Source organism: Pseudomonas sp. 5Vm1k (genome assembly GCF_056161485.1).
In genome coordinates, this window is the sequence record NZ_JBSPCZ010000015.1 from 135,017 (window position 1) to 159,879 (window position 24,863).

The 24,863-nt window shown below is 56.2% G+C and carries 29 protein-coding genes, 1 tRNA gene and 1 pseudogene; 19 read left to right on the top strand and 12 right to left on the bottom strand.

From position 1 onward, the window contains the following. The first annotated feature begins 12 nt into the window (after window positions 1-12). The 7 genes from ACWIKB_RS25470 (at window position 13) to ACWIKB_RS25500 (ending at window position 8,163) form a co-directional block, all read left to right on the top strand. Window positions 13-804, top strand: coding sequence for an ABC transporter ATP-binding protein (locus tag ACWIKB_RS25470; RefSeq protein ID WP_054615494.1), 792 nt, complete (start codon window positions 13-15; stop codon window positions 802-804). After that, entirely contained in the window at window positions 801-1,586 is a 786-nt protein-coding gene (locus ACWIKB_RS25475; protein WP_475270256.1) for an IucA/IucC family C-terminal-domain containing protein, read from the top strand. The genes ACWIKB_RS25470 and ACWIKB_RS25475 overlap by 4 nt, the downstream gene beginning before the upstream one ends. After that, complete coding sequence (locus ACWIKB_RS25480; protein WP_475270257.1) at window positions 1,577-2,200, top strand: RraA family protein; 624 nt, start codon at window positions 1,577-1,579, stop codon at window positions 2,198-2,200. The genes ACWIKB_RS25475 and ACWIKB_RS25480 overlap by 10 nt, the downstream gene beginning before the upstream one ends. A gap of 388 nt (window positions 2,201-2,588) precedes the next feature. Further along, the gene (locus ACWIKB_RS25485; RefSeq protein ID WP_475270258.1) at window positions 2,589-5,420 is read left to right on the top strand and encodes a xanthine dehydrogenase family protein molybdopterin-binding subunit; all 2,832 of its coding nucleotides are present in this window, start codon (window positions 2,589-2,591) and stop codon (window positions 5,418-5,420) included. Next, on the top strand, window positions 5,413-5,952 hold the full coding sequence (locus tag ACWIKB_RS25490; protein WP_093218009.1) for a (2Fe-2S)-binding protein: 540 nt from the start codon (window positions 5,413-5,415) through the stop codon (window positions 5,950-5,952). Before ACWIKB_RS25485 ends, ACWIKB_RS25490 begins: the two co-directional genes overlap by 8 nt. A 2-nt stretch (window positions 5,953-5,954) precedes the next feature. Continuing rightward, complete coding sequence (locus ACWIKB_RS25495) at window positions 5,955-7,190, top strand: c-type cytochrome (protein WP_475270259.1); 1,236 nt, start codon at window positions 5,955-5,957, stop codon at window positions 7,188-7,190. Window position 7,191: 1 nt separating this feature from the next. Then, on the top strand, window positions 7,192-8,163 hold the full coding sequence (locus ACWIKB_RS25500; protein ID WP_475270260.1) for an XdhC family protein: 972 nt from the start codon (window positions 7,192-7,194) through the stop codon (window positions 8,161-8,163). A 190-nt stretch (window positions 8,164-8,353) separates the two neighbouring features. On the opposite strand, the gene ACWIKB_RS25505 is transcribed toward ACWIKB_RS25500, so the two are convergent. Further along, window positions 8,354-9,637 (bottom strand): NAD(P)/FAD-dependent oxidoreductase, encoded by a 1,284-nt coding sequence (locus ACWIKB_RS25505; RefSeq protein ID WP_475270261.1) that lies wholly within the window; start codon window positions 9,635-9,637, stop codon window positions 8,354-8,356. Window positions 9,638-9,820: 183 nt separating this feature from the next. Here ACWIKB_RS25505 and ACWIKB_RS25510 point away from each other — a divergent pair. The 4 genes from ACWIKB_RS25510 (at window position 9,821) to ACWIKB_RS25525 (ending at window position 12,410) form a co-directional block, all read left to right on the top strand. Next, window positions 9,821-9,897, top strand: a tRNA-Val gene (locus ACWIKB_RS25510). A gap of 273 nt (window positions 9,898-10,170) precedes the next feature. Continuing rightward, window positions 10,171-10,668 carry a hypothetical protein gene (locus ACWIKB_RS25515; protein ID WP_475270262.1) on the top strand — a complete coding sequence of 166 codons (498 nt, stop codon included), beginning with the start codon at window positions 10,171-10,173 and terminating at the stop codon, window positions 10,666-10,668. Window positions 10,669-10,803: 135 nt separating this feature from the next. Beyond that, entirely contained in the window at window positions 10,804-11,715 is a 912-nt protein-coding gene (locus ACWIKB_RS25520; protein ID WP_475270263.1) for a hypothetical protein, read from the top strand. A gap of 389 nt (window positions 11,716-12,104) precedes the next feature. Then, window positions 12,105-12,410: a hypothetical protein gene (locus ACWIKB_RS25525; protein ID WP_475270264.1), complete on the top strand. Its 306-nt coding sequence runs from the start codon at window positions 12,105-12,107 to the stop codon at window positions 12,408-12,410. A gap of 116 nt (window positions 12,411-12,526) precedes the next feature. Here the strand turns inward: ACWIKB_RS25525 and ACWIKB_RS25530 are convergent, their stop codons facing one another. Continuing rightward, complete coding sequence (locus ACWIKB_RS25530; protein WP_475270265.1) at window positions 12,527-13,255, bottom strand: hypothetical protein; 729 nt, start codon at window positions 13,253-13,255, stop codon at window positions 12,527-12,529. 403 nt (window positions 13,256-13,658) lie between these two features. On the opposite strand from ACWIKB_RS25530, the gene ACWIKB_RS25535 reads away from it, so the two are divergent. Next, window positions 13,659-13,880 carry a YodC family protein gene (locus ACWIKB_RS25535; protein ID WP_475270266.1) on the top strand — a complete coding sequence of 74 codons (222 nt, stop codon included), beginning with the start codon at window positions 13,659-13,661 and terminating at the stop codon, window positions 13,878-13,880. Window positions 13,881-14,226: 346 nt separating this feature from the next. Here the strand turns inward: ACWIKB_RS25535 and aac(6') are convergent. Beyond that, window positions 14,227-14,678 (bottom strand): annotated as a pseudogene (aac(6'), locus tag ACWIKB_RS25540) (aminoglycoside 6'-N-acetyltransferase). Between the two features lie 182 nt (window positions 14,679-14,860). On the opposite strand from aac(6'), the gene ACWIKB_RS25545 reads away from it, so the two are divergent. The 4 genes from ACWIKB_RS25545 (at window position 14,861) to ACWIKB_RS25560 (ending at window position 16,486) form a co-directional block, all read left to right on the top strand. Next, window positions 14,861-15,106 carry a hypothetical protein gene (locus ACWIKB_RS25545; protein WP_475270267.1) on the top strand — a complete coding sequence of 82 codons (246 nt, stop codon included), beginning with the start codon at window positions 14,861-14,863 and terminating at the stop codon, window positions 15,104-15,106. A gap of 128 nt (window positions 15,107-15,234) precedes the next feature. Then, entirely contained in the window at window positions 15,235-15,471 is a 237-nt protein-coding gene (locus tag ACWIKB_RS25550) for a YceK/YidQ family lipoprotein (RefSeq protein WP_475270268.1), read from the top strand. A gap of 108 nt (window positions 15,472-15,579) precedes the next feature. Continuing rightward, on the top strand, window positions 15,580-15,726 hold the full coding sequence (locus tag ACWIKB_RS25555; RefSeq protein ID WP_475270305.1) for a YceK/YidQ family lipoprotein: 147 nt from the start codon (window positions 15,580-15,582) through the stop codon (window positions 15,724-15,726). Between the two features lie 388 nt (window positions 15,727-16,114). Continuing rightward, window positions 16,115-16,486 (top strand): DUF6124 family protein, encoded by a 372-nt coding sequence (locus ACWIKB_RS25560; RefSeq protein ID WP_475270269.1) that lies wholly within the window; start codon window positions 16,115-16,117, stop codon window positions 16,484-16,486. Window positions 16,487-16,578: 92 nt separating this feature from the next. Here the strand turns inward: ACWIKB_RS25560 and ACWIKB_RS25565 are convergent, their stop codons facing one another. The 6 genes from ACWIKB_RS25565 to ACWIKB_RS25590 all read right to left on the bottom strand — a co-directional run bounded on the left by ACWIKB_RS25565 (window position 16,579) and on the right by ACWIKB_RS25590 (window position 21,093). After that, on the bottom strand, window positions 16,579-16,797 hold the full coding sequence (locus ACWIKB_RS25565) for a hypothetical protein (RefSeq protein ID WP_475270270.1): 219 nt from the start codon (window positions 16,795-16,797) through the stop codon (window positions 16,579-16,581). Between the two features lie 129 nt (window positions 16,798-16,926). Next, window positions 16,927-18,330 carry a heavy metal sensor histidine kinase gene (locus tag ACWIKB_RS25570; protein WP_475270271.1) on the bottom strand — a complete coding sequence of 468 codons (1,404 nt, stop codon included), beginning with the start codon at window positions 18,328-18,330 and terminating at the stop codon, window positions 16,927-16,929. Next, entirely contained in the window at window positions 18,327-18,998 is a 672-nt protein-coding gene (locus tag ACWIKB_RS25575) for a heavy metal response regulator transcription factor (RefSeq protein ID WP_475270272.1), read from the bottom strand. The genes ACWIKB_RS25570 and ACWIKB_RS25575 overlap by 4 nt, the downstream gene beginning before the upstream one ends. Window positions 18,999-19,099: 101 nt before the next feature. Next, window positions 19,100-19,357 (bottom strand): DUF2790 domain-containing protein, encoded by a 258-nt coding sequence (locus tag ACWIKB_RS25580; protein ID WP_475270273.1) that lies wholly within the window; start codon window positions 19,355-19,357, stop codon window positions 19,100-19,102. A gap of 133 nt (window positions 19,358-19,490) precedes the next feature. Continuing rightward, on the bottom strand, window positions 19,491-20,261 hold the full coding sequence (locus ACWIKB_RS25585) for an alpha/beta hydrolase (RefSeq protein WP_475270275.1): 771 nt from the start codon (window positions 20,259-20,261) through the stop codon (window positions 19,491-19,493). Window positions 20,262-20,382: 121 nt separating this feature from the next. Beyond that, window positions 20,383-21,093: an alpha/beta fold hydrolase gene (locus ACWIKB_RS25590; RefSeq protein ID WP_475270276.1), complete on the bottom strand. Its 711-nt coding sequence runs from the start codon at window positions 21,091-21,093 to the stop codon at window positions 20,383-20,385. A 156-nt stretch (window positions 21,094-21,249) separates the two neighbouring features. Between ACWIKB_RS25590 and ACWIKB_RS25595 the strand changes: the two genes are divergently transcribed. Next, a complete protein-coding gene (locus tag ACWIKB_RS25595) occupies window positions 21,250-21,705 on the top strand; it encodes a DUF2214 family protein (RefSeq protein WP_475270277.1) in 456 nt (151 codons plus the stop codon). Window positions 21,706-21,888: 183 nt separating this feature from the next. Here the strand turns inward: ACWIKB_RS25595 and csrA are convergent, their stop codons facing one another. Then, window positions 21,889-22,083 carry a carbon storage regulator CsrA gene (gene csrA, locus ACWIKB_RS25600; protein ID WP_007938114.1) on the bottom strand — a complete coding sequence of 65 codons (195 nt, stop codon included), beginning with the start codon at window positions 22,081-22,083 and terminating at the stop codon, window positions 21,889-21,891. 249 nt (window positions 22,084-22,332) lie between these two features. On the opposite strand from csrA, the gene ACWIKB_RS25605 reads away from it, so the two are divergent. Further along, on the top strand, window positions 22,333-22,710 hold the full coding sequence (locus tag ACWIKB_RS25605; RefSeq protein WP_475270280.1) for an SPOR domain-containing protein: 378 nt from the start codon (window positions 22,333-22,335) through the stop codon (window positions 22,708-22,710). 101 nt (window positions 22,711-22,811) lie between these two features. Then, complete coding sequence (locus ACWIKB_RS25610; protein ID WP_475270281.1) at window positions 22,812-23,714, top strand: siderophore-interacting protein; 903 nt, start codon at window positions 22,812-22,814, stop codon at window positions 23,712-23,714. Window positions 23,715-23,771: 57 nt separating this feature from the next. Here ACWIKB_RS25610 and ACWIKB_RS25615 read toward each other — a convergent pair whose 3' ends face one another. Together ACWIKB_RS25615 and ACWIKB_RS25620 are read right to left on the bottom strand one after the other, a co-directional pair. After that, complete coding sequence (locus tag ACWIKB_RS25615) at window positions 23,772-24,461, bottom strand: endonuclease (protein ID WP_475270282.1); 690 nt, start codon at window positions 24,459-24,461, stop codon at window positions 23,772-23,774. A 4-nt stretch (window positions 24,462-24,465) separates the two neighbouring features. Further along, window positions 24,466-24,756: a DUF1654 domain-containing protein gene (locus ACWIKB_RS25620; RefSeq protein WP_475270283.1), complete on the bottom strand. Its 291-nt coding sequence runs from the start codon at window positions 24,754-24,756 to the stop codon at window positions 24,466-24,468. Between the last annotated feature and the right edge of the window lie 107 nt (window positions 24,757-24,863).

Here is a 24,863-nt window from a genome sequence, read left to right on the forward strand (position 1 = left end):
GGAATTCAACGTATGACGTCGATTGCAAGTCGCGGCCTGACCCTGAGTTATCAGCGCCAGGTGATTATTGACGCGCTGGACATGCAACTGCCCCAAGGCAAGATCTCGGTATTGATCGGCAGCAACGGCTGCGGCAAAAGCACCTTGCTCAAATCCTTCGCCCGGCTGCTGAAACCGCAGCAGGGCTCGGTGATTCTCAACGGCGTGGACATCCAGCAAAAGTCTACGGCGGCGGTGGCCCGGGAGTTGGCGATTTTGCCGCAAACCCCGAGCGCGCCGGAGGGCATCACCGTGCGGCAATTGGTGGCGCTGGGGCGCTATCCGTATCAGAGCTGGATGCAACAGTGGTCGGCGGAAGATGAAGCCATGGTCAACCGCGCACTCGCACAAACCAGTCTGTTGGCCCTGGCGGATCGACCGGTGGACGCGTTGTCCGGCGGGCAACGCCAGCGGGCGTGGATCGCCATGACTTTGGCCCAGGACACCGGCATCGTGCTGCTCGACGAGCCGACCACGTTCCTCGACCTGGCGCACCAGATCGAAGTGCTGGACCTGCTGCGCGACCTCAATCGGCTCGAAAACAAAACCATCATCATGGTGCTGCACGACCTCAACCTGGCCTGTCGTTACGCCGACCACATGGTCGCGGTGCACAACCAGACTGCATTCGCTCAGGGCCGACCCGACGAGGTGCTGACCGAGGCGCTGGTCAAAACCGTGTTCGACCTCAATTGCCGAATCATTCCTGATCCGTTCTTCGGCACTCCGCTGTGCATTCCGTTTGGCCGGGAATTGCCGCAATGAATCTGGCTGGCCATTTCACTGAGTCGGAGTGGGCAGCATTGTCCGTTGGGTTGCGGCTCAAGGACGGCGCTGAACGCGATTCGCTGCGGTCGCTGATGGCACGGGACTTGTTGCAAGAGGACGTGTGCGAACAGTTGCTGGACAGGTTGGGCCCGGTGATCGGCTCGCCGACTCGGGCGATTACCGCCTCGTTGCTGGGCAAGCGTTTGTCGTTTCTGGCGACCGGCGCCTGTTTGTACGCGATGTCGGTGTATGACAAAGGCTTGCTGATGTCGCTGGACAACACGGTGGTCGAGTATGGCCACGATGATGGGTTGTGGACGTCGTCGATGCCGCTGATTCACGGCCAGCCGCTGACCTATGGGGCCAACGAGCGCGACGCCTGGCGCGAAGCTCTGGTGCAGGCACTGTTTGCCGATCTGCTGAAACCGCTGTGGCAAACCTTCAACCGGATCACCGGCGTTTCCCGGCGCATCCTCTGGGAAAACACCGCGGTGCGCGTGTATTCGCTGTATGAAAAACGCATGGCGAAAATCGAGGACCCGGCGGTGCGCGTGCGCTGTGAAGCGGATTTCACCTGGCTGATGAGCCAGGCCGAACCGGCGCTGTTCGGCCTCGAATACAACCCGCTGAGCCATTTCCGCAGACCGCCGACGCTGGTGGACGACGGGCAGCGGAGCATTCGTTTTCGCCGAACCTGCTGTTTCTATTACCTGGCCACTGAGCCCGCTGAATACTGTTCGACCTGCCCATTGCTGCGTCCGGGGAAAAAATGCCGATGAGTTATCAGATCAACCCTCGCCAGCAACTGGTCAGTCCAGAGTTACTGGAAAAATACCGAACCATCCCGTCGTCCACCATCGGCCATTTTTCCGACCACGGCTTCCTGCGTGGGGTCAAACCGCTGTTCAACGATATCCGCATGGTCGGCAATGTGGTGACCATCAAAGTCTTCCCGCCGGATGGCAGCGTTTTACGTGAAGCGCTATTGCTGAGTCAGCCGGGGGATGTGCTGGTGATTGAGTGTGTGGGCGATCAAGAGTGCGGCTGCTGGGGCGAATTGAGAACCTTGGCCGGTTTGATCAAGGGCCTGGCCGGGGTCGTGGTGTCGGGCGCCGTCACTGATGTCAGCGCGCTACGCCAACATGGCTTGCCGGTGTTTTGTCGTGATGTCAGTGCGTACACCACTCGTGGCATTGGCGCCCAAGGTGAGGTCAATCAGCCGATCCAGATTGGCGAAGTGACGGTGCATCCGGGGGATCTGGTCATCGGTGACGATGACGGCGTCTACATCATCGATGCCCAGCGAGCGGCCGAGCTGCTACCCGAATTGATGGCCAAAGAAGAAGCCGACCAGCACCGCCGCGCGGAATTCCTCCAGCGACTCGAAGCCTGACGTACGCAGAACCTGTAGGAGCGAGGCTTGCCCGCGAAGGCGTCCTTGAGATCGCTATCGCGGGCAAGCCTTGCTCCTACAGGTGGTGCCCTTGAGGACGCCTTCGCGGGCAAGCCTCGCTCCTACAGGGAACAGCGTTTTTCATCGATAGAGATCAGCGTGTTCCATCGATTTATTGCAGCGCAACGCAGCAATATTTTGATTCATTGGTCAGTTTTTTTGTAACCGGTTGTTTGCCGCAAGCGCAGAAACCTATAAAGTTAACCTTTCGGTCAGCTTTGCACTGTCAAATACAGCCTTTTGCTTCGTCCAAAAGCGCTTCTGCAAGACTCGAGATCCCCAGAACATAACCAGAAGGGCGGACCCATAACCGCCCAGAGGATGATCCATGTCCAACCGTGATATCTCCCGGCGCTCGTTCCTTCAGGGCGGGCTGGTGGCGGGTGTGAGCGTGACGCTCACGCCGCTCAGCTCCCAGGCGCTGGCTGCCTTGATGGAAAACAGCGTGACCGTGCCGTCCGAGCAGTGGCTCGGCAACAATGGCAAGGCACGCTCGCGTAACGATGCCTTGTCCAAGGTCTGCGGCAGCAAAGTCTTTGCCCGCGACATTCGTGCCAAGGACATGCCGGGCTGGCCGCAGCAGCAGGGCCACGCCATGTTGCTGAAAATCACCAAGGCCGACCGTATCTATGCCGGCTACGACCTGTCGTGGCTCGGCGCCGACTTGCAGCCTGACCGCATCGTCACCGCCGCCGACCTGGACAAGGACGGCATCGTCTTCCCGGAAGAACACGCGCCTGATCCGTTGCTGCCCGAAGGCAAGGTGCCGATGTTCATCGGTCACCCGGTGGCGATCCTGATCTGGAACGATTTCGAGCGCTTCCGCCAGGCCAAGGCCAAACTCAAGTTCAATGACAAAGCAATTCGTTACGGTGCTCAGGTGCCGTTCTACGAAGGCGATCCCTACGGCAGTTTCCGCTACGTGCGCGTCGGCGGTGCGACCTCGGCGGACGAAGATGAATTCGCCAGCCTCAAGGATTCGATCCTGTTCCCGATGCTGAAAAACCGTCGCCCGGTGTGGAATTCCCAGCCGGACCTGCACGGCAATCTGACTGAGCGCGGACTGTTTTACGCCGACCGCATGAAGCAGCAAATCGACAGCCCGCCAGACAACTGGCTGGTCTTCGACGAGCGCTACAAAACCCCGTCGATCGAACCCGCCGCGATGGAGCCGGACAACGGCAACGGCTGGTACGATCCGGCAACCAAGACCCTGCACTTTGTCGTCGCTACCCAGTGCCCGCTAGAAGCCGCCACCGAGACCGCGAAGATGATCGCGCCGTCGCGTTTCGGCCTGGCCAATCTGAATATGCACCCTGGTTACACCGTCGGTTACGGTTCCAAAGACCACAACATATTCGTCTACTACGCCGCCCTCGCTGCGTTGTACGGCGCGGGTGTGCCGGTGCGTCTGGCCAACGACCGCTACGAGCAATTCCAGAGCGGCATCAAGCGTCATCCGTTCGACATCCGCTACCAGTTGGCCGTGGACAAGACCGATCACAGCTTCAAGATTTTCCGTGCCGAGATGAGCGTCGACGGCGGCGGGCGGATCAACTACAGCCCGTCGGTGGCAGCGGTTGGCGCCACGGCGGCGCAGTCGATCTACTACATGCCGCAGAACGATTTGCAGGTCACGGCCTACCATTCCCGAGCCGTTGAGGCCGGGTCGATGCGCGGTTACGGCACCCTGCAAAGCATGGCGTCCACCGAGATGATGGTCGATGAAATCGCCGGTCGTCTTGGCATCGACGCCATCGATCTGCGCAAGAAAAACGCCATGCTCTCGGGCATGAAAAACACCCAGGGCGCGGTCCCGGCTGGCGCCTTGCGTTTGCACGAGATTCTCGACAAAGCCGCGGTCCATGAAGTCTGGAAAAACCGCGACCTGATCAAGCTTCAGCGCGAAGCCGCCGACCCGGATCACTGGTACGGCGTCGGTTTCGCCATCTGCCAGAAAGACTTTGGCACCGGCTCCGAAGCGCCGATGGCCAGCATCGAGTTCACCGCTGAGGGCCACGTGAGCCTGCGCCACATCGGCATCGAAATCGGCACCGGCATGTCCACCTCACAAGCCTTGGTGGTGGCGGATTTCATTGGTATCCCGGCCACCGAAGTGAAGACCGGCGAAACCGAATGGAAAGAGTTGCAGCTGATCACCGGCGGCAACCCGTACATCATGAGCCAGGCTGAACAGGACGGTTTCCTGCGCAATCCGCGCTGGGTCGGCAAACTCGCCTCGGCCTCGTCGGCGACCAACTCTGCCTACTACTTCAGCCACGCCACCCGTGAAGCTTCTCGCGTGCTGTTCAACCACGGCTTGTGGCCGGCAGCGTTGCAGATCTGGGGCCAGGGCCCTTACGGCGGCCAGGCCAACCCGTACGTGGTGCGCCGCGAAGACGCGCATTGGGTCGACGGCAAACTCACTGCCAACGGCATGCAGCCGCTGAGCTTTGAGCAACTGGCGAAACACGCCCACGAAAAAGGCCTGGTGACTGGCGCGACCGTGCACGGTTTCAACCGCTGGAGCTGGGCCGAGGCCGAGTTCAGCATCGACGGCGTGCGCGAGCGTCTGCCCCTCGACGGCTTGGCCGTGAAGTACGGCGACGGCGCCCCGAGCGCGAAGAAAGCGCAGATGACCAGCTCCGGTTTCCATTTATTGGATCGCCAGAACGTGCACTACCCGGACACCCAGCTAAACAATGCGGCGGTGACTTACTACAGCCCGGTCGCGACGCTGGTGGAATTGAAAGTCAACAAGGGCTCCGCCGAGGTGCAAGTGCTCAACCATCACTCGTGGGTCGAGTGCGGTCGGGTGCTGGTGGAAGAACTGGTCAAGGGCCAGCTCGAAGGCGGGATTGCCATGGGCATTGGCCATGCGCTGCTCGAAGAGATGCCGCTGTACGAAGGCGGGCCGGGGGAGGGTGACTGGAACTTCAACCGTTACCGCTTGCCGATGGCCCGGCACGTTGCAGTCTGGAACCAGACCGCCGAGATCCTGCCGCCGCTGTCGCCGAGCGACCCATCGAAGGGCATCGCCGAGGTGGTGATGATCCCGGTGGTCGGCGCCATCGGTAACGCCGTGGCCCACGCCATCGGCAAACGGGTCCGCGACCTGCCTATCACTTCCGCACGCATCAAGGAGGCCCTCAATGGCTAACCGTCCGCTTCAACTGACCCTCAACGGTCAATCCGTCGGCCCGGTGGACATCCCTGATGACCTGCCGATGATTGACTACCTGCACGAATACAAAAACCTTACCGGCTCGCGTCTGGGCTGTGGCCAAGGCATCTGCCACGCTTGTGTGGTGATCGTCGATAACCCGGACGGCACCAGCGAAGAAGTGCGCACCTGCATTACTGGCGCGCATTACTTCGAAGGCAAGAAAGTGCGGACCATCGAAGGCCATGCGACTCGCGATGAGCAGGGCAAGGTCACCGAACTGAATCCGATCCAGCAGCGCTTCGTCGATGAGTTCGCCTTCCAGTGCAGCTATTGCGCGCCAGGTTTTGTGAACGCCGCGACCGTGCTGGTGGAAAAACTCCAGCGTCAGCCGATCGTGAAAAGTCAGCTGGAACAAGTCATCGAGGACAGCCTCGGTCATCACATCTGCCGCTGCACCGGCTACGTGCGTTACTACAGCGCGACGCGCAACGTGCTGACTGATCTCGGCCTGGTCAAGGAGGGTTAAAGATGAAGCAACTACTTTCCCGCCTGGCGTTGGCGGTCGGCCTGGCTGCGCCGGTGTTGCTGGCCCATGCGGATGATCAGGTGAAACGCGGCGAATACCTCGCGCGCGCGGCTGACTGCATGGCGTGCCACACCGCACCGGGCGGCGCGCCGTTTGCGGGTGGTTTGCCGATCGTCTCGCCGTTCGGCACGATCTACGGCACCAACATCACCCCGAGCAAAGAGCACGGCATCGGTCTGTACAACGATGACGAATTCTTTGCCGCGCTCACCGAAGGCAAGCGCCGGGATGGCGCGAACCTGTACCCGGCGATGCCCTACACCTCCTATCACCTGATGCCGCGCGAAGACTCGGACGCGATTCACGCGTACCTGAAAACCGTTGAGCCGATTGAACGCGCAGCACCGGTCACCAGCCTGAGCTTTCCGTTCAACGTGCGCCTGGGTTTGATGGGCTGGAACATGCTCTACGGCAAGGACGTGAAACTCGCGCCGACCGAAGGCAAAAGTGAAGAGTTCAAGCGCGGCGAGTACATGGTCGAAGTGCTCGGTCACTGCGGCGAATGCCATACCCCACGCGGTTTGCCCGGCGCGATGCAGCAGGACAAACGCCTGACTGGTGGCCTACTCAACGGCTACCTGGCGCCAAGCCTGTTGGCCACTGATTTGGCCGCTCGCGGCTGGAATCATCAGGACCTGAGCACGTTCCTCAAACACGGCATGAGCGCCCAGGGCACGATGTTCAACGAGATGTTCCCGGTGTTCCACAACAGCACCCAAGGCCTCAGCGACCCGGACCTGGCGGCGATGGCGACGTACCTGCTGGGCGATCCAGCGCCTGCGGCCAAAGTGCTGACCGAAGTCCCGTTGGACAAGATGAGCCCAAGCGCCCAGCGCGGTCGTCAGGATTACCTGAACGTCTGTGCTGGTTGCCACGCACCGAACGGCGAAGGCAAGCCGCACATCGCGGTGGCCATGCGCGGCAACACCACGTTGCGCCTGGAAGATCCGCGCAACCTGTTGCGAGTGATCGAGGACGGCATCGGCGAACAGAAATTCGCCGGGTTCGAACGCATGCAACCGATGCCGGGCTTCGCCGACAAACTCAATCACGAGCAACTGACGGATCTGCTGAATTACCTGCGTCAGGGTTGGGGCGGTCAGTCGAGTGAGCTGGCGGTCAGTGATGTGCAGAAGCTGCAAGCGGACGCACCACCGGCCGAGCACAAGGCGCACTGACATGCAGCATCTCGATCTGCAAGTGGTGCGCCGCGCGCTGGAATGGTCGGTGGCTGGGCAGCGCGTGTGGCTGTGCACCGTGCTCGCCACTTACGGCTCGGCGCCCCGTGCGCCGGGCTCGTTGCTGGCGGTGAACGTTGATGGGAAATGGATCGGCTCGCTGTCCGGTGGCTGCGTTGAGGAAGATTTTCTTGAGCGGGTTGCCGAAGGGTTGTTTGATCAAGCCGTCAGCGTTGTCCGCTACGGTGAAGGCGATGACCCGCGTTCGCGGGTGAGTCTGCCCTGTGGCGGCGTACTCGATGTGCTGGTGGAGACGCTTGAATCGGATTGCGAGGTTCAGGCGCATTTGCGGGAACTGGAATCGGCGTTGCTCGGGCAGCGTCGGTTGATCCGCGAGGTCGATCTGGCCAGCGGCGCGCGCAGTGTGTTCGCGGACAGTGAGCAGGGTGCGCGCATCGAGCGTGAGATCGACCGGGTGCGCGTGCGGATCGGTGCGGCTCAGCGGTTATTGCTGGCGGGGTATTCCAGCGTCGCCCAGGCTTGTGCGGAATTTGCCGTGGGCCTGGGTTTCGAGGTGATCCTTTGTGATCCTCGCGATGAAGTGCTGGAAGGCGTGGTGCTGCAGGGCGTCGAGATTCGCCGGCAATTGCCGTCGGTGTTTATCGCGGATGGCGGCTGTCATAGCGATACGGCGGTGGTAGCGCTGACCCATGATCCGCGTATTGATGACCTGGCGATGATGGAAGCCGTGCGCACCGATGCGTTTTATATCGGTGTGATGGGGTCGATGCAGACATCGCAGAAGCGCTTTGAGCGGTTGCGCAGGATTGGAGGGTTGGGGGATGTGGAGCTCGCAAGGATTCATGCGCCGATTGGCCTGAACCTCGGAAGCAAAACCCCAGCGGAAATTGCCTTGGCCGTCCTGGCCGATATCCTGCGAATCCGCAGCGGTATCCCCCGACATCGCCTCTAACCCCGTTCCCCCTGTGGGAGCGAGCCTGCTCGCGAAGGCGGCCTGTCAGACAACATAAATATCGACTGACACCCAACCCTCTGTAGGAGCGAAGCTTGCTCGCGAAGAGGCCGTATCAGTCGGCATCATTGTTGCCTGACACACCGCTTTCGCGAGCAAGCTCAGCTCCTACAGGGTGTTGCGGTGTTGCTTAGTACCCGAATTTATCCCGCAACCCGTAATACCACGCACCCAACGCCGCAAACGGCGTGCGCAACAACTGCCCACCCGGGAATGGGTAATGCGGCAAATCCGCAAACGCATCAAACCGCTCGGCCTGCCCACGCAACGCTTCAGCCAACACCTTGCCCGCCAGATGCGTATACGTCACGCCATGCCCACTGCAACCCTGGGAATAGTAAATGTTATCCCCCAGCCGCCCGACCTGCGGAAGACGCGACAACGTCAGCAGGAAATTTCCGGTCCAGGCGTAATCGATCTTCACGTCCTTCAACTGCGGAAACGCCTTGAGCATCTTCGGCCGAATGATCGCCTCGATGTTCGCCGGATCCCGCGCGCCATACACCACGCCACCGCCGAAGACCAAACGCTTGTCCCCGGTCAAACGGTAGTAATCAAGCAGGTAGTTGCAGTCCTCGACACAGTAATCCTGCGGCAATAGCGCCTTGGCCAGCGCATCACTCAGCGGTTCAGTGGTAATCACCTGAGTCCCGCACGGCATCGACTTCGCTGCCAATTCCGGCACCAGATTACCGAGGTAAGCATTGCCCGCAACAATGATGAACTTGGCCCGAACCTTACCCTGCGGCGTATGCACCACCGGATTCGCCCCGCGCTCGATGCGCACCGCCGGCGACTGCTCATATATAGTGCCGCCCAACGACTCCACGGCCGCCGCTTCACCGAGCGCCAGGTTCAACGGATGAATATGCCCGCCGCTCATGTCGAGCATGCCGCCGACATACTGATCGCACGCCACCACTTCACGGATGCGCTTCTGATCCAGCAACTCAAGCTGCGTATGCCCGAAGCGCTCCCACAGCCGCTTCTGCGATTCCAGATGACCCATCTGCTTGGCCGTGATGGCCGCGAACACACCGCCGTCCTTCAAATCGCACTGGATATTATATTTGGCGACCCGCTCTCGAATGATCCGCCCACCCTCAAACGCCATCTGCCCCAGCAACTGCGCCTGCTTGGGCCCGACACTGCGCTCGATCACATCAATGTCACGGCTATAACTGTTAACAATCTGGCCACCGTTACGTCCCGACGCACCAAACCCAACCTTGGCCGCCTCAAGCACCGTGACCTTAAAACCGTTCTCCAGCAGAAACAGGGCAGAGGACAGACCGGTGTAACCGGCGCCGATCACACAGACATCAGTCTCTACGTCATCCTGCAAAACCGGACGCGGCGGAACCGCATTCGCCGATGCAGCATAATAGGACTCTGGGTAGGGGGTGTTCGCCATCCTGCAGCCTCTGTTTAATATATTTTACGAGTGCACCGATCCTACCCGAGTTAAAAAACCGCCGCCAGCCACCGGAAAATCTTCGTCGCAGCACCAAAATTAAATATTTTGCATATTCATAGGGTTAGCTCGAAAAAAGGTGTTGACACCCCTCCGGAATTCCGTAGAATGCCGCCTCACAGCAGGCACGTAGCTCAGTTGGTTAGAGCACCACCTTGACATGGTGGGGGTCGTTGGTTCGAGTCCAATCGCGCCTACCAAACAAAATCCGCTCTGCTGGGCGGTCTAGAAGGGCTCACCGAAAGGTGGGCCCTTTTTTGTGCCTGTGTGTTTTTTGAGCTGCGTTCGCGACATCTTGAGTTCGATCACGTTTGGCATGCAAATGCCGATAGTGGCTAATTCCGTGGGTGGGCCCTACATCGGATTCGAAGCGAGGAGGGTGGCAATCACCCACCGTAGATTCAGCGCGTGACGTGATGGCAAGGTGCCCATAGAGCGGCTAAGATCACCCTATCTTTCCGAAGGGTATCGACATGAAAGCAGGGATAGCCGCAACGGTTTTATTTCTCGGTATCGCCATTCCATCAGTTGCTAGTGCTGATTGGAGTACCAGCACTCAAGACGACATCTTTTCGGGTGGCAAGAAAGCAATGCTTTTTGGCAACATTAGCCCGAGCCAAGCGGTCGCGTTCGACTGCGATTCGGAAGGGCTTTCCCTTGCGCTCTTGCAAAAAGAAAAATGGGCGGACGGGCGGACCAGTTCAGAGTGGAAACTTCTGATCAAAGTAGATCAAGGTGAGATTCACCACTTCACGGCGGAGAGCGCTCAGCGTAACAACGATTACGCTCAGTACATCACTCGCGAGAAAGAGGAAATTCTTAAGGTTTTAGCTGATCTTCGTAATGCGAAGTCAGTAATTCAGCTCGGACTTCAGTCGGAAGAATTTGACTCTAAATGGTCTGGAACCGCTTCCGCAGGTGGATCTACACGAGAAACAGACAAATTCATGCAAGCATGCAAATTGAAGTGAGCGGATGGCAGTGGCTGTGCTATATAGGCCTCTTCTCACTACATCAAGAGAACGGACATAAAAAATGGCTGATTTATTTTTAATGGACTATTCCTTAAATAAATTCGTCACCTTTTTAGATAGGGAGATTGGTTGATGCAGCAGAGATTATTTTTCGACTCTTCAAAAATTATCATCGCTCAGATGACAGCGATATTTGACTTCATTTGGCCAACCGCCGCGGCGATGTGGAATTTACGATGGCAAGTGAAAGGTCTGCTTGGCGAAAATCCGGATATTGGCCATGACGCACTTCTCGGTAGATTTGTTGCCGGGAGTGATATCCGTGGAGTAAATTTGAGGCGTTCATGTATTGAAAGTACCTGGGATCAGCAAAAAGAGCAGTTTGCGAAAATTATGCTTTCCGAGTTCTGCGCTTTATACGAGGCTTGGTATTCTTCGCTTGATGAAGAATTGGATGGATTGATGGGTGGTAAAAAAAAAGGATATGAATATCCTGCGGTTTTAGCGAAGATCCAGACTTTGCCTAATAGTTTGCCACTTAAAGATACTATACATGTCACTCTTGCTGAGAATAAGAAATATAATCTGTCTGCTCTTCCTTGTATGATGACTTGCTATCGATTTTTTAAAGAGTTGAGAAATGGTTTTATCCACAAGGGCGGGGTAGCTGGTGATAATCAGCTGAAGGCGTATAAATTATACAGTGCTCTAACAGCTGCGGATTTGGGGGTGTCAGAAATTCCAGAGTGTCCCGTAATTGTGATTGGTGATAGTTATCATGTTACGCTTAGAGGGGTCGTCGGGTTTGGAGATGTTGTATTGAGACTTATCACAACACTCGATGCTGAGTTTTCAAGTAAAAAAATTGCAGAGCCTGTTTTTGTTAAGAAGTGGAAGGCGGAAATTACTAATCAATACACTTTGCCTGTAAGTGAAAAAGACGCTGATAACCTTATGAGGCGACTTGTTGGTAAGTTGAATTTGAAGGCGCCGCGTACAGCATTGCCTTTGAAGGGTTTTTTAAAAAAAACATGGCCTGATTAATGCTTTTTAAAATAGGTAGCAGATCTGTTTTACATGGCTCTACCATAAATAAATCTGTCACTTTTTACCCGGGTTCGAAACAGAAATTGGCAGATCGTTTTCGTAAATTCAATCAGTGAAAAAATCTGTCACATTTTGTCCTTTAAAAAACCGTCAATCTTTTTGCAAGGGGAGAGTGCTGACAGCTAAAGGTGGGCGTAAAAATCCAAATAAGAACGTGGCGTTTGTTACGATGCGGAAGGCTTTAAGCGTGAGTTACGTGCACGTACTTACACGTACTTAGTTGTAGCAGATGTTTAATGCCAATGGGCGAGTAACATCGGTGCCCCTATCTAACTATTTTTCGCGAGAGTGGATTTTGAGCTGGGCGCCTGATGACAAAGTTTGCTATGAGCAACGACTGGATTGTTTTTTCGATATTTTGGGTTGGAAAGATCACGTGTAAAAAGTGGGACCTGATCCTCAAAAATCAAGCAGTTGACTTTTTACTTAAGCTTCTCACGAGCACTGGAATAACAGAGTTGAATAGTTCAAACAGCCGCCTCACGTCATTCTCCGACTGCTCGGTTGTAAGTTATAAGGTTAGTGAAGTTGATATGAATGCATTTATTAGCAGGTTGGCCCAATTATTTCTCGGGGCGGGCTCTAATGGTTTTTATCTTCGTGCTGGAGTCACGATCGGTGATATTTCATGATCAAAATATGCGTCGTTTAATTCAGTGCGTGATGGGTCAAGATATTTGATATTCATAACTGACGGGTCTATTTAAGGTTGGGTCTATTAATTAAATTCGTCACCTTTTTGCGTTTACTACTTGCTAGTATTGTCTTGGGCTGGAGTCTCGCCAGAAGGAGTTGGGAACTTACCTATAGCCTCCTTTGGAGGTACGGATAAATCCTTTCGTGGTTTGTCTACTTCAGATTTGTATGTGTTCACTCCGATATAAATTCCGAAAACGATGACTGCATAAAATCCTGCTGTAACGGTTAGCAGTGCGTATTTGCGAATTCGTCGATATCCTGTTTCTCCAAGCTTGACTAGATTCCATGTGCTTTTCAAAATGGGCGCGGCTGCCGACCTAATATCATTACAAGAGTTTAAAACGCTATCGAAGTCTCCCTTGGCTGAAGAGTCTCGTGCAATTGAAATTGCTCTCATTAGACTTGCTTCCGGGCTTTCAGGGTGAGTCTTGATGTGTTCTGCATTTAGGCGAAGTTGGATTTTGCTCAGGCATTCAATAGCTCTGGCATATGCTGATTTAGTCTCTTTATACCATTCGATTTTGAGCGCGTGTTTTTCCTGCGGAGTATGAAAATCCTCTGCTTGAAATCTGTTGGAAACACGCACGAGCTCCTGTGCTGCAGAGGTATATTCGGCGATTTCGTTTCTAAGGCCATCTACCCAAGCAAGGCGGAATTCAGAAACCTTATTCTCCTTTGCACTTACCATGTTCATAAACGAGAAAAATCCGGTAAGAAGCGCAGCGGTAATTACGCCGAAGGCCACATAGACCGTTGAGGGGATTGAGGTTACGTCCATTTGACTTCCCAGTAGTGGTTAATTTTTAAAGTTCAACGTATTATTCAAAAATACGGAAACGGCATTATGCCATCACTGATGCTTAGGTAATACTGTGAATCCATACACGTGGAAGACTAGCGGACTGGGCTTGGGTTCACCTCAAGAAAAAACGAGAAAAAAGAGCCAGACATATTTTCGCGGTTTTCCTACACTACAGATCCTTGAAATATCTACTTCTCATAGGTCTGATCAGTAAATAAATCCATCACCTTTTTCTTGGGCGAGAGGCGAAGTAAGTGATTCGCGTTACATTTTTGGATGCGTAATTTGTGACGCGTATGTATTTAGTGTTTCTTTGGGTGTGGTATTGAAATGGTGGCGCGGCGCCCCAATAAAAGCAGTTCACACATAGGAGCGTGTCATGACTGAATTCAAGAAAGGCGACGTTGTAGTGATGCTTAGTGGGGGGCCGAAAATGACTGTTGTAGATATTGGCGACTATAGCGGATACGGGACGGGCCCAAAGGATGGAGTCAAATGCCAATGGTTTGATAAGGCCAAGCGCTTAGAGGACGTATTTGAGTCTGAGTCTCTCAAAATTTATACCTCGCCAGCTATGGGCTTCACGGTCAGCCGCGGCTGATAGGCCGCATTCTGAGTTAAAAGTAGTTCGCGGGCCGAGTCCATCATGGATCTCGGCCCTTTTTTGCTCTACACCTGCCGGTATTTGCAGCCAAAAGCACCTCAGGTGCTTTCTGATTTTTAGGCGTGTTTATCTCTTGCACACCGTTTGTTTAGCGACACTCAGTGTTACGTCCTAATGGCTACGAATCCTTGCGCCATTAGTTGAAACCTGAAAAAAGGTGACGCATCCATTTTCGTGGCTTTTCTATGCTTACAGAAAAGTGGCGAATCTACTTTCCATCGCTCCAACCAATAAATAAACCTGTCACCTTTTGCTATGAATGCTGATCATACGCGCACTTCTATTACGCCTTGATTCCCCCTAAAGGCTTCAGAAAGTAAACCACCCGTTCAGTCTCTGCGAAGCCCAAGGCCTTATGCAGGCGTGGCTTCCCTCGTTATCCACCAGTGCATCCGAAGCCAGTTCTGTGCAGCCCATTTGTTCGGCCCACTGTTGAATGCGCGCCACGAGTTGCCGCGCTATGCCTTCGCCCCGACTGGCAGGCTGGACGTATAGACCTTCGAGAAAGGCCACGGGCGAGGAGTTGGTGCCGTTAACGTAATCCGTTCGGATCGACGCTTCGGCAAACCCTAGCGCATTGCCTTCTTCATTAACGAAGATCAATACCACGTAGCGTTCTGGCGTGCTCAGTAGGGTTTGTTTGTCATGGTCATTGTTCGGGGCGGAATCAGGCCACAGGGCGATACGCAGGGGCAGCCAACCATTATGGTCGAGCAAAGTGCAGCGTTTGATCATTGAGGGAACACTCGAAGGGAGTAGCTGCCGAGGAGCATAGGTCATCCTCGGTCAGGTTTGTAAGGTCAGCTCGAGGTATCAACGTTAGTGGGGCGGTTGAGTGCAAGCCGAATCCCTCTGGAAGGAGTGTGGTTGTCTTTTCTGGAGTAAGCTTCCTGCCTTTCAGCAAAAGGAGTTGAGTGATGTTTGCACGAATCATTGTGGGCGTTCTGATCGGTCTTGCCGCAGGTCTGTTTCTGCATGGGAAATTTTCTCTGGAAGAAAAGACGCTGAAAATCATCCAGGTTTTTGTGGGCATTGTGGCGATAGGTTTCATCGCCTCATCGTTCATGTTTGGCGCGGCGTATGGGGTGCTGGCCGTCGTTGAGATAGCGGGTGGTTACTTCGCCTATACCAAGCTTTTCCAAGGGCATGCGACCAAGCCATAAGCTGATCCCGCGCTCCAAGGTATCTAGCGCGTAAGGGCATCGCAGTCGCTGACGAACTCGGCATTGGTGACTAACTTCTTGCGATGCCGTCTCTGCAGTTCTGCGTATAAAAGTAATAAGGACGTTACGTGCTTTGGAAAGTGATTTTGCAGGTTATGTTCACCTGTTTGGGTGGTTGCATGGCGGTCGCGATGCGAATGGACTACAACCACCCTTGCCCTTACACGGGGCTTCGTTTTGATTGGTGGTTAGTTGGCACCTCCCACGGAAAACTCATCCCGTTCCTGCTGATCGACGCGCCGTTTTCTTTTGTGGTCGATACCGTGTTTTTCCCTTTCGAATTTCAGTACACCTGCAATATTTGAGGTGCTTATGCCTCACGCATGGAAAAGTAATAAGGAAATTACGTGCTACGGAAGCTTGTTTTGATAGCGGCTATTTTGCAGTTGAGCGGTTGTGCCTGGCTTGGTGCAGTGACGAATCCCTACCACTCATACGACTGCTATAGCGGGTTAGACGTTGAGTACCAGTTCGCGCAGTTTATTGGTCCGTTTGCGCTGATCGATCTGCCATTCACCTTTGTTGCGGACACGGCGTCGTTACCTTTTTGCTGGCTCTGACCAAGGATTACGGGTTTTTTGGTGGGTGTTTAACTGGATAGGGCAGGACGTTTAAAGACACTCAGTGTTACGTCCTAAAGGCTACAAACCCTTGCGCCGTTGCCTACGCGTACGCCAGAATCCTCCGGCTTGTGCCTCTTGCGCCCGGCCTCTATCGTTTACCTGCCACTGCCCATCAGTGGTCGGGTTTAGTCGCCCGAGGTTGTTAGTGAGGTGCATAAGCGCCATTCAGTCAGGTCATTCTATTCCTGCACTTGATGGTGGTTGTGCGCAGGGCGCCCTAGGGCGCGCCGGGTTTGCTAACTCCCTCGGTCGACTAACCTGCGTACAGCCGCCACCCTACTTTTAGTCGAGAACGGTTGCGGCCCCAGTTTGGAGTAAGCAATTTATGTTCAAAGTAACGCCCAATCCCCCGAACACCAATCCAGTACCCTACGACGCCTCTCTTGATCTTGACCCCAAGAAGCTAAAAGAAGCAGCCGACCGCGCACTCAACTTCTACCTGAACCCCGGGGCGACGAAAACGCAGATACCGCCCCACAGCTCCAGTAACGACACCTTCATCATCAACCCAGCGGCGAATGACGAAACATTGCTCGTCCAGGCCTGCGAATCGTTGGGGTCTGCCACCGAGATAGCGAGTGAGATCGCCAGCACAATGGACGGCGCACAGCGCAGGAGAATGCTGGTGTTGCAGCAGGTAATCAGGTTGGGTGAGTTAGCGGTGAATCGAGTGCTGGATAACCACAAGCCTGGGTAGTCGCCAGGCACTGTAACGAGGGGATTGCCCCCTCGTTACACTTGTTGCATGAAGCAATATCGGACCTGTGCGGTAGGTCCAGCCAACAAGTGTCAGCCTTGTTTGGCGTTCAACTTTTTCAGTTCTTCATACGTCGCCGACTGTACAAACCAGAAGCCGGAAACGATGCACCAGGTCAGGGTGCCCGCAATGAAAATGCCGGCGCCGGACCAGAAGCCCTGAACGAAGACCATGACCACGGCCATGATCCAGATAACAGCCAGCGCGACATACAGAACTACGTTGTTTACGCCAATTACAAACTCTTTCACGTCTATTCCCTTTTGAATGATTGTCCTCTGACCTCTTAGTCGAGGGCCAGTGGGCGGCATGATAGGGAGATAGGTGGCTGTTCGCCAGTTATGTCACGGCCTGTTATTCAAATAGACCCATAAGCCCTGTCATCCTTCCAATACCCGCGCCGGAAAGAACAATTCAAAACACGTCACCCCATTCTCACTGGTGACGCCATACCCTCCGCTATGCAACTGCATGATCGTCGCCACAATCGACAACCCCAACCCATTCGATTGCGCCGACCGCTCCCGCGACTCATCCACCCGATAAAACCGATCAAACAGTTTCGGCAGATGTTCGGGCGCAATGGTTGCGCCATGGTTACTCACTCGCAGGCTGATCCCGTCAGAGGAGGGCGTCGCGCTCACCGCCAGTTCCGAATCCGGCGCGCCATATTTGATGGCATTCGAGCACAAGTTGGCCAACGCCCGCCGCAGCAACATCGGCTCGGCCCAGATCACGCCGCTGCCATGGGCGTTGATGCTGATCCCGACATCTGCCGCCAGCCCTTCAAAGTAATCCGCCATGCGTTCCATTTCGTCCGCAGCATCCAGTTCCTGGCGTTGGCGCAGGGCGCTGGCGGGGTCGGTTCGGGCCAGGAACAGCATGTTGTCGAGCATGCGCGCGAGGCGTTCAAGTTCTTCGACGTTGGAGGCAAGCAGTTGTTGGTAGGCTTCGACGCTGCGGTTTTGCTGGAGGGCGACTTGGGTTTCGCCGAGCAGGTTGTTGATCGGAGTGCGCAGTTCGTGGGCCATGTCGGTGGAGACCTGGCCGAGCTGGACGAAGCCTTTGGCGAGGCGGTCGAGGACGCCGTTGAAGGCGTCGATCATTGGCTGCACTTCCAGCGGCGCGCCGTGGTTATCGAGGCGTTCGGTGAGGTTGCCGACGCCAATGCCGTGGGCGTGTTTGGCCAGGCGACGCAATGGCAGCAGCCCGCGATAAAGCAGCAAATAGCCGCAGAGCGCGAGCAATAGGGCGGCGACACCGGCCAGGAGGTAAACGCGTATCCGGTAGTTGGCCAGCACGCTGGTGCGTTCAGTCATCAATCGCCCGGCCACGACTTGCAGGCTGCCCAGGTCGCCCGAGTCGATGGTCGCCGCCAGCGCCGCGAAGGGCACGCCATCCACGCCGGAAAAATGCTGCACGTCGGCCAGAATCAACGGATGGTCCATGGTCACGGGGGCCAAGGTCGGTATGTCGAGGTTGCCAGGGTTGACCACCAGCAACGGTTTTTGTCCGGCCGCACCGATCACCAGCACCGATTCGCGGTTGCCGAGCATATTTTGGAACAAGGCCGGTTTGCTTTTGATCAAGTCCAGGGTGTTGCTGTCATTCAGAAAGGTGCGCAGTTGATCGACCCGGGTGATCAGTGCGGCATCGTCCCGCCGGATCAACTCGCGTTCCAACTCGCGATACAAACACACGCCCAGCGTGATCACAGAGGCAAATGCCAGCAAGGCAAACAACAGTGCCAGGCGCAGGGTCAGGGAATGCGGCCGACTGTTCATGGCTGCGTATCAAAGCGATAGCCGATGCCACGCACGCTATGGATCAGCTTGAGCTGGAACGGGTCGTCGACTTTCAAGCGCAAACGCCGCACCGCAACGTCCACCACATTGGTGTCGCTGTCGAAATTCATGTCCCACACCCGCGAGGCAATCAGCGAGCGCGACAGCACTTGGCCCTGATGCGTGGCGAACAAGTGGAGCAGGGCGAACTCTTTGTTGGTCAGGGTGATCCGCACGCCGTCGCGGGTGATGCGGCGTTTGAGCACGTCGATTTGCAGGTCGGCGATTTGCAATTGTTCTTCTTCCCGGGATGGGCCGCGTCGGGTCAGGGTGCGCAGGCGCGCCACCAATTCGGCGAAGGAGAACGGCTTGATCAGGTAATCGTCGGCGCCCAGTTCCAGGCCTTTGATGCGGTCGGCGATGTCGTCGCGGGCGCTGAGGAACAGCACCGGTGTATCGGCTTCCTTGCGCAAGCGCCGCAGCACTTCCCAGCCGTCCATTTTCGGCATCATCACATCGAGCACGATGACGTCGAACGAGGTTTCCAGGGCCAGGTGCAACCCGTCCACGCCATCGCGTGCCAGGCTGACCGAGTAACCGAGTTCCTGCAGGCCGTTGAGCAGGTAATTGCCTGCCTTTGGCTCGTCTTCAACGACAAGGATGTTCATGGTCGGTATCCGTAAGAAGTCATTGCGCTGCGGAGGGCGTGAGCCAGTGTAGCCCGATCATCTGCACCTGAGGCGAGCTACACAGGGCTGGCGACGCACACTCAATTGTCATTGGTGCAACCGGAGCCTTCAACCTGGTAATCCAGCACATGCTCCAGGCCTTTGTGGTCCAGGTAGTCCAGCCGCGCAGGAATAATGCCGCACTGTTGTGAGATGTCAGTGGTGGACAGCACTTTCGCGACGTCCAGGTGCACGAAGAAACCGGTCTGGTCATGAATCACGGTTGTTTGTGGCTGGGTGTCGGCAAAGGCCGAACCGGTGGCGAGGAGGGCGGCGAAACCGAGGATTAACATTTTCATGACGTGTCTCTCTAAGATCTGAATGAAGGTGGCTGCCGATTGGGTGTCTGGGCAGTGAGCTAAGGTTAACGAGGCGATCCGAACAGCCGACCAACAGTTGAATGACAAAGTTGTAATGCAAATCGGCCCGGGATTACGGCTGACGGCCGGAGGCTTCGAGGATCAGGTCGGCGATTTCTTTCGAGTGGGACACCAGCGACAGGTGGCTCGATGGCACCTCGATGGTGGTCGCACCCATGCGCTTGGCGAGGAAGCGTTCCAGGTCCGGGTTGATGGTCTGGTCGAGGCTGGAGACCGCGTACCACGATGGCTTGGTGTGCCAGGCCGCCGCAGTGGTGCGCTCGCTGAACAGGGTTTTGGCGATCGGTTGTTGCACGGCAAACAGGGCCAGGGCCTTGTCGTGCGGGACATCGCCGGCGAAGTATTTGAGGAAAGCGTCCTGCTTCAAGCTGACGTAGCCGTCGTGTTCCTCGGTGCCGGCCCGCACGGGCATGGTTGGGTATTTACCAGCGAGGGCGACGAAATCTTCTCCGGCGTCCGGCGCGCGGGCGGCGACGTAGACCAGCGCACTAACCTTCGGATCAACCCCGGCTTCGCTGACCACGGTGCCTGCGTAGGAATGGCCGACCAATACCGTCGGGCCGTCCTGTTGATCGAGAACGCGTTGTGTGGCCGCGACGTCGTTGACCACGGAGGTCAGCGGATTCTGCACCGCGGTGACGTGCAAACCGGCGGCCTGCAGTCGCGTGATCACTTCGGACCAACTCGAACCATCGGCCCAGGAACCGTGCACCAGCACAACGTTGTTGGCCTTCACTGGGGCAATGTTGCTGGCCATGGCGGAGCCGGTGCCCAGCATCAACAGGCTGGCGGCGATCAGGCAGAGTTTGCTCATTGGCTTCATGGTGTCGACCCTTGTCATCATCAGTGGGAGGCGAGTCACCCAGGCTGGGTAACTGACGACGCCACTCTATGAATCGAGGGTGCTACCTACGCTGACAGCTCAATGACAAAGTTGTAATGCGTTACGGGGTGTCAGTGGTTCGCAAAAACTCAATGACCCGGCGTGCGGCCTCATCGGGTGCCGCTTGAAGCAGGCAGTGGGGTGCTTTTACGTCGATTATCTGCACCTGCGGTTTCAACTGAGCGATTTGCCCGGAGGCAGTTTTTGGCACCACCCGGTCATAGGTGGCGCGCAGATAAACAGTCGGCACGATCCCACGGACAAGTTGCGCTGACACATCGACATCGAGCACCGACCGCAGTCGCGAGCGCATCACCGCGGAGCTGACCCGATTGATCGCTCGACTTAGGGCCGTGCGCAATGCAGCGGTAGAAAATTGACCGAGTAACAGCGGGCTAAGCCATCTGGCGGGCACGGCTCCAATCGGCAGGAGGTTGGCTACAAAGCGCAGGGGACTGAGCAGCGGTCGAGGGTTTCTGACAAACGTGCAGCACAGCACCAGCCCGACCTGCTGCGGCAGGCGCAAAGACGTCAGCGCGATAGCGATCGGTCCGGAGAATGATTCGCCCAGCAGTACGAACGGTCGGTCGGTGGGCAGCGACTGTCTGGCAATGGTTTCCAGTTCCCCGTAACTCAGCGGGACATCGCAGGGGTAGGTCACGACAACGATGTCGCAAGCGTGCTGCAGCGCCGACATGAAAGACTTGAACAGTTCGCCTGTTCCATCCATTCCCGGCAGCAATACAAGTGTGGGCAGATTTGATCGGTCCATGTGTTCCATCCTTGGTGAGCACCTATTCTGGTGCATTTGAGTCACATCATGCTGGTCAGAATCGGCCTCTTTTTCTGTAGGTCGCTGACAGGCAGATTTCCGGGTTTTGGACTACTACTGACAAGCCCTTTCCTTTTCCCTGTCTGGAGCATTCCTATGCTGTCTCACTGGTTTCTTGCGGCGATCCATCTCTTGGCTTTTGCCATGGGGCTTTGGGGTGTGCTCACCCGGGGAACGGCATTAAGTCGCCTGGCTGCGGGTACGGCGCAGGTCCGCAATGTGCTGGTGGCTGATAACGTGTGGGGGATTTCGGCGGGGATTTTGCTGATTACCGGCCTGATGCGCGCCTTCGGCGGATACGAAAAAGGCACTGACTATTACCTTCATCAGCCGCTGTTTCATCTCAAAATGACACTTTTCGTGATCATTCTGTTGCTCGAGCTGGCACCGATGATCACCTTGATCAAATGGCGGATGGCTTTGGGGCGCGGCGCGGCAGTTGATCTGGGGCGAGCGAAGCTGTTTGCCCGAATCAGCCATATCGAAGCGTTGTTGCTGATGCTCATGGTGGTGGCGGCCACCGGCATGGCGCGCGGCGTTGCCTTCGGGTAGTGGTGAACTATTCGTCGGGGTTAAAGCGAATGGTCTGACAGCCATGGCTTAGCCGAAGCCGGTAGTATCGGCTTCACGTAACGAGGAGGGGGAGGCGGCGGGTGCTCAGCGGAACACTGAGCATGAATCTTTAGCCAGCCATTGCGCTGAAGCGAACGGGCTGGCTACTGACTGCAGCAGGATTCAGGGTGTTTGCGGTTTGTCTGGAGCGGTCAGACCGGCCTGAATGCGCTGATAGATTTCTTCGCGATGCACGGCAACGTCTTTCGGAGCGTTGATGCCGATTCTGACTTGCTGGCCGCTAACGCCCAGAATGGTGATAGTGATGTCATCACCGATGTTTATGCTTTCACCGACTTTGCGGGTGAGTATCAGCATGGTCTTCTCCTTGATTGCTTTGTAGGGCACCTGATTCAGACAGTGCAGAGGTCGGTGTAGTTATAGATTAGTGCGAAGTCTCACGGTTTGGGTGCCTCTTTCTGACGCGCAGATGCTGCATTAATTCCCAAGGCGTAACTATACAGAGGCCGCATCCATGATTCTCGTTGTTTTGAGCCCATTTTGCGGCACTCGGGAAGTATTCATGAATGTTAAAATCCGCGCTTTCAGCATTCAGAGGGAAACGTTGTGCGCAAAATGGCCTTGGTAATCGCAGTATTGGCGTTGGCGGGATGTGGTGAGGGCAAGGATGCGAGCGCTCAAAAAACGCCATCCGCGACTGTTTCCGCGCCGGCAAAAGCGCCCGCTGTGGCAACGGGTCCGCAATGGGACCTCGAAGTGCGCGGCGAAACAACCCAGGCGGTCAGCGACTTGAGCGGCTGGCTGATCGAGCACAGCTTCGTTTCCAATGTGGTCCGGGAAAACGGCAAGGACCGGATCCTGCTCGGCCCGTTCGGTTCGAAAGCTGAGGCCGAGGCCAGGCAGGCTGATTTGAACGCGGCGCTGGCCCGGGCGAAAAAGATGAACATCGAGTCGCTGATCATCGAGCGTCCGGCGGCTCAATAACCGCGCATCTGTTCAGGCACCGTTCAGCAGGGAATCTTAAAGGGCGTCGGTGGTGACTCGTATTTATACGTAATCACTGTCGATTCCCAGAAGGAGTTCCCATGGCCTCCGCCAATCCTTACAAAATCTTCGACGCGGTCTTGCAGCGCAAGCAGACGCTAAGCCCGCATATGATGCGCGTCACCCTGGCCGGGCCGATGGTCACCGAAATGGCCACCTGGGCCCCGGATCAGCGGGTAAAACTGTTCTTTCCCGCGGAAGATGGATCGCCTGCCAGGCTTGCCCATGACGATGGCTGGTACGCCCGTTACCGTTCAATGCCGGTGATGCAGCGTCCGGCGATGCGCACTTACACCATTCGCCATTTGCGCGCCGAGCAAGGCGAAGTGGACATCGATTTTGTATTGCACGGTGAAACCGGTCCGGCTTCCCGTTGGGCCATTCATGCGGTGCCGGGGACTTCGATCCAGATCACCGCACCGGATCGGCACTTTACGGCCCAGGACGCGGGCGGTTTTGAATGGAAACCGCCGCAAGCGCTCAGGCAATTGTTGCTGGTCGCCGATGCCACGGCATTGCCGGCGGCACTGGGGATTCTCGACGAGATGGCTGCCCTGGCCGAACCGCCGGTGACCCAGGCTTTTTTTGAAGTCGACAGCCGGGAAGATGCGTTGCCGGTGCCCGACTGGCCGGGGCTTTCGGTTGAATGGCTGATTCGCGATCACGCCAGCGCAGGATCACTGATGGTCGATGCCGTTCGCCGAGCGAGCCTGCCGTCCTCTTCTTCGAAAGCCCGCGACACGGCGGAGTTGGCGGAAGTCGACGTCGACGAGGACATCCTCTGGGAAACCGCCGAATCTGCCAGTGATGGTTTCTACGGCTGGATCGCCGGGGAAACGGTCGCGGTCATGAGCCTGCGCAAGTACCTGATCAAGGAGCGCGGCATTCCCCGTGAGTCGCTCAATCTGATGGGTTACTGGCGCTACAACAAAACCGGCGGTTAGAAACGAACAAAGGCCTCGGGTTTTAATGCCTGAGGCCTTTGTGTTTTCAGCGTTTGTTCAACCGCAGGCTTTCATGTCCACCGGGCCGACAAACTCGTTGCCGCGCCCCATCACGCACGCCACGCTTTGATTGCGCTGGCGTTCCCAGGTTTGCACCGGATAGGTCTTGTTCCAGGCTTCATACAGTTGGCGATCCTGCCTGGACAGCTTCAACCCGTATTGCTTGCTCATGTAGAAATAGGTCCGGGCGATCATTCCGCGAATCGACGGCCGGGGCATGACCTTCTTGGCCTTGAAGTCGACCTGGGTCAGGCACGAACCGTATTGACCTGATTGCACCGGTAGCCAACCAAAGCTGAAGTTGCTGCGGTCCCCATTCACCTCACCGATGCTCGGCACCAGGTTGTGCAAGTCGGCCTCGGCCTTCTGATAGGTTGGATCGTAGCGGGTGCAATTCTTGCGTCCACCGGCCTGCCAGCATTGGCGCTGATGCCCAATCTGCCACGCGGGGACAATGTGTTCCCATTCGATGCGGGCGGCGCGCTTGGCACTTTTGCGCGGCACGTAACCACAGGCGGCGAGGTCGACCTTGTTGCCGGTGTATTTGCAGCCGCAATAAAACTCGGTGGATTGCGGTGCGTAGAGCTTCCAGGCGACTTTCTTGGCTTCGTTGAAAGTGCGCGGCGCGCCGGCCTGGGCCCCCATGGCGATGAACAGAAACAGCAAAGCAAAACAACGGACACTCATTGACTCAATCTTCCTTCGGCACAACCCAGAAAATCTGCACGCCGCCATCGTCGCGGTAGGCGAGGGTGACGTTATCGTTCTCGTCGATTTCTTCGAGCAACTGTTCCCATTCGTCCACCGGTTCGTCCGGCAAACGGAAAATCAGTGCGGCTTTGGATTTTTGCGCGGTAGGGGAATTGATGATTTTTTGAACGCGCAGACCCATGCGTTCAAAGGAGCCAGGAGAGGCAGGAGTAGTGGCCACGGAGTTATCCTTATTAAGCTGTACGTGTATACAGTATTTAACTGTAAGCATTTTCGCAACTGCTTAAAATTCAAGAAAATCCTCTGACAGTGTTTTTTTCCGTTTGGTGTAAGACGGTTGGCGTTTTTTTGTAGGAGATGCCACTTTCCAAGATGGGC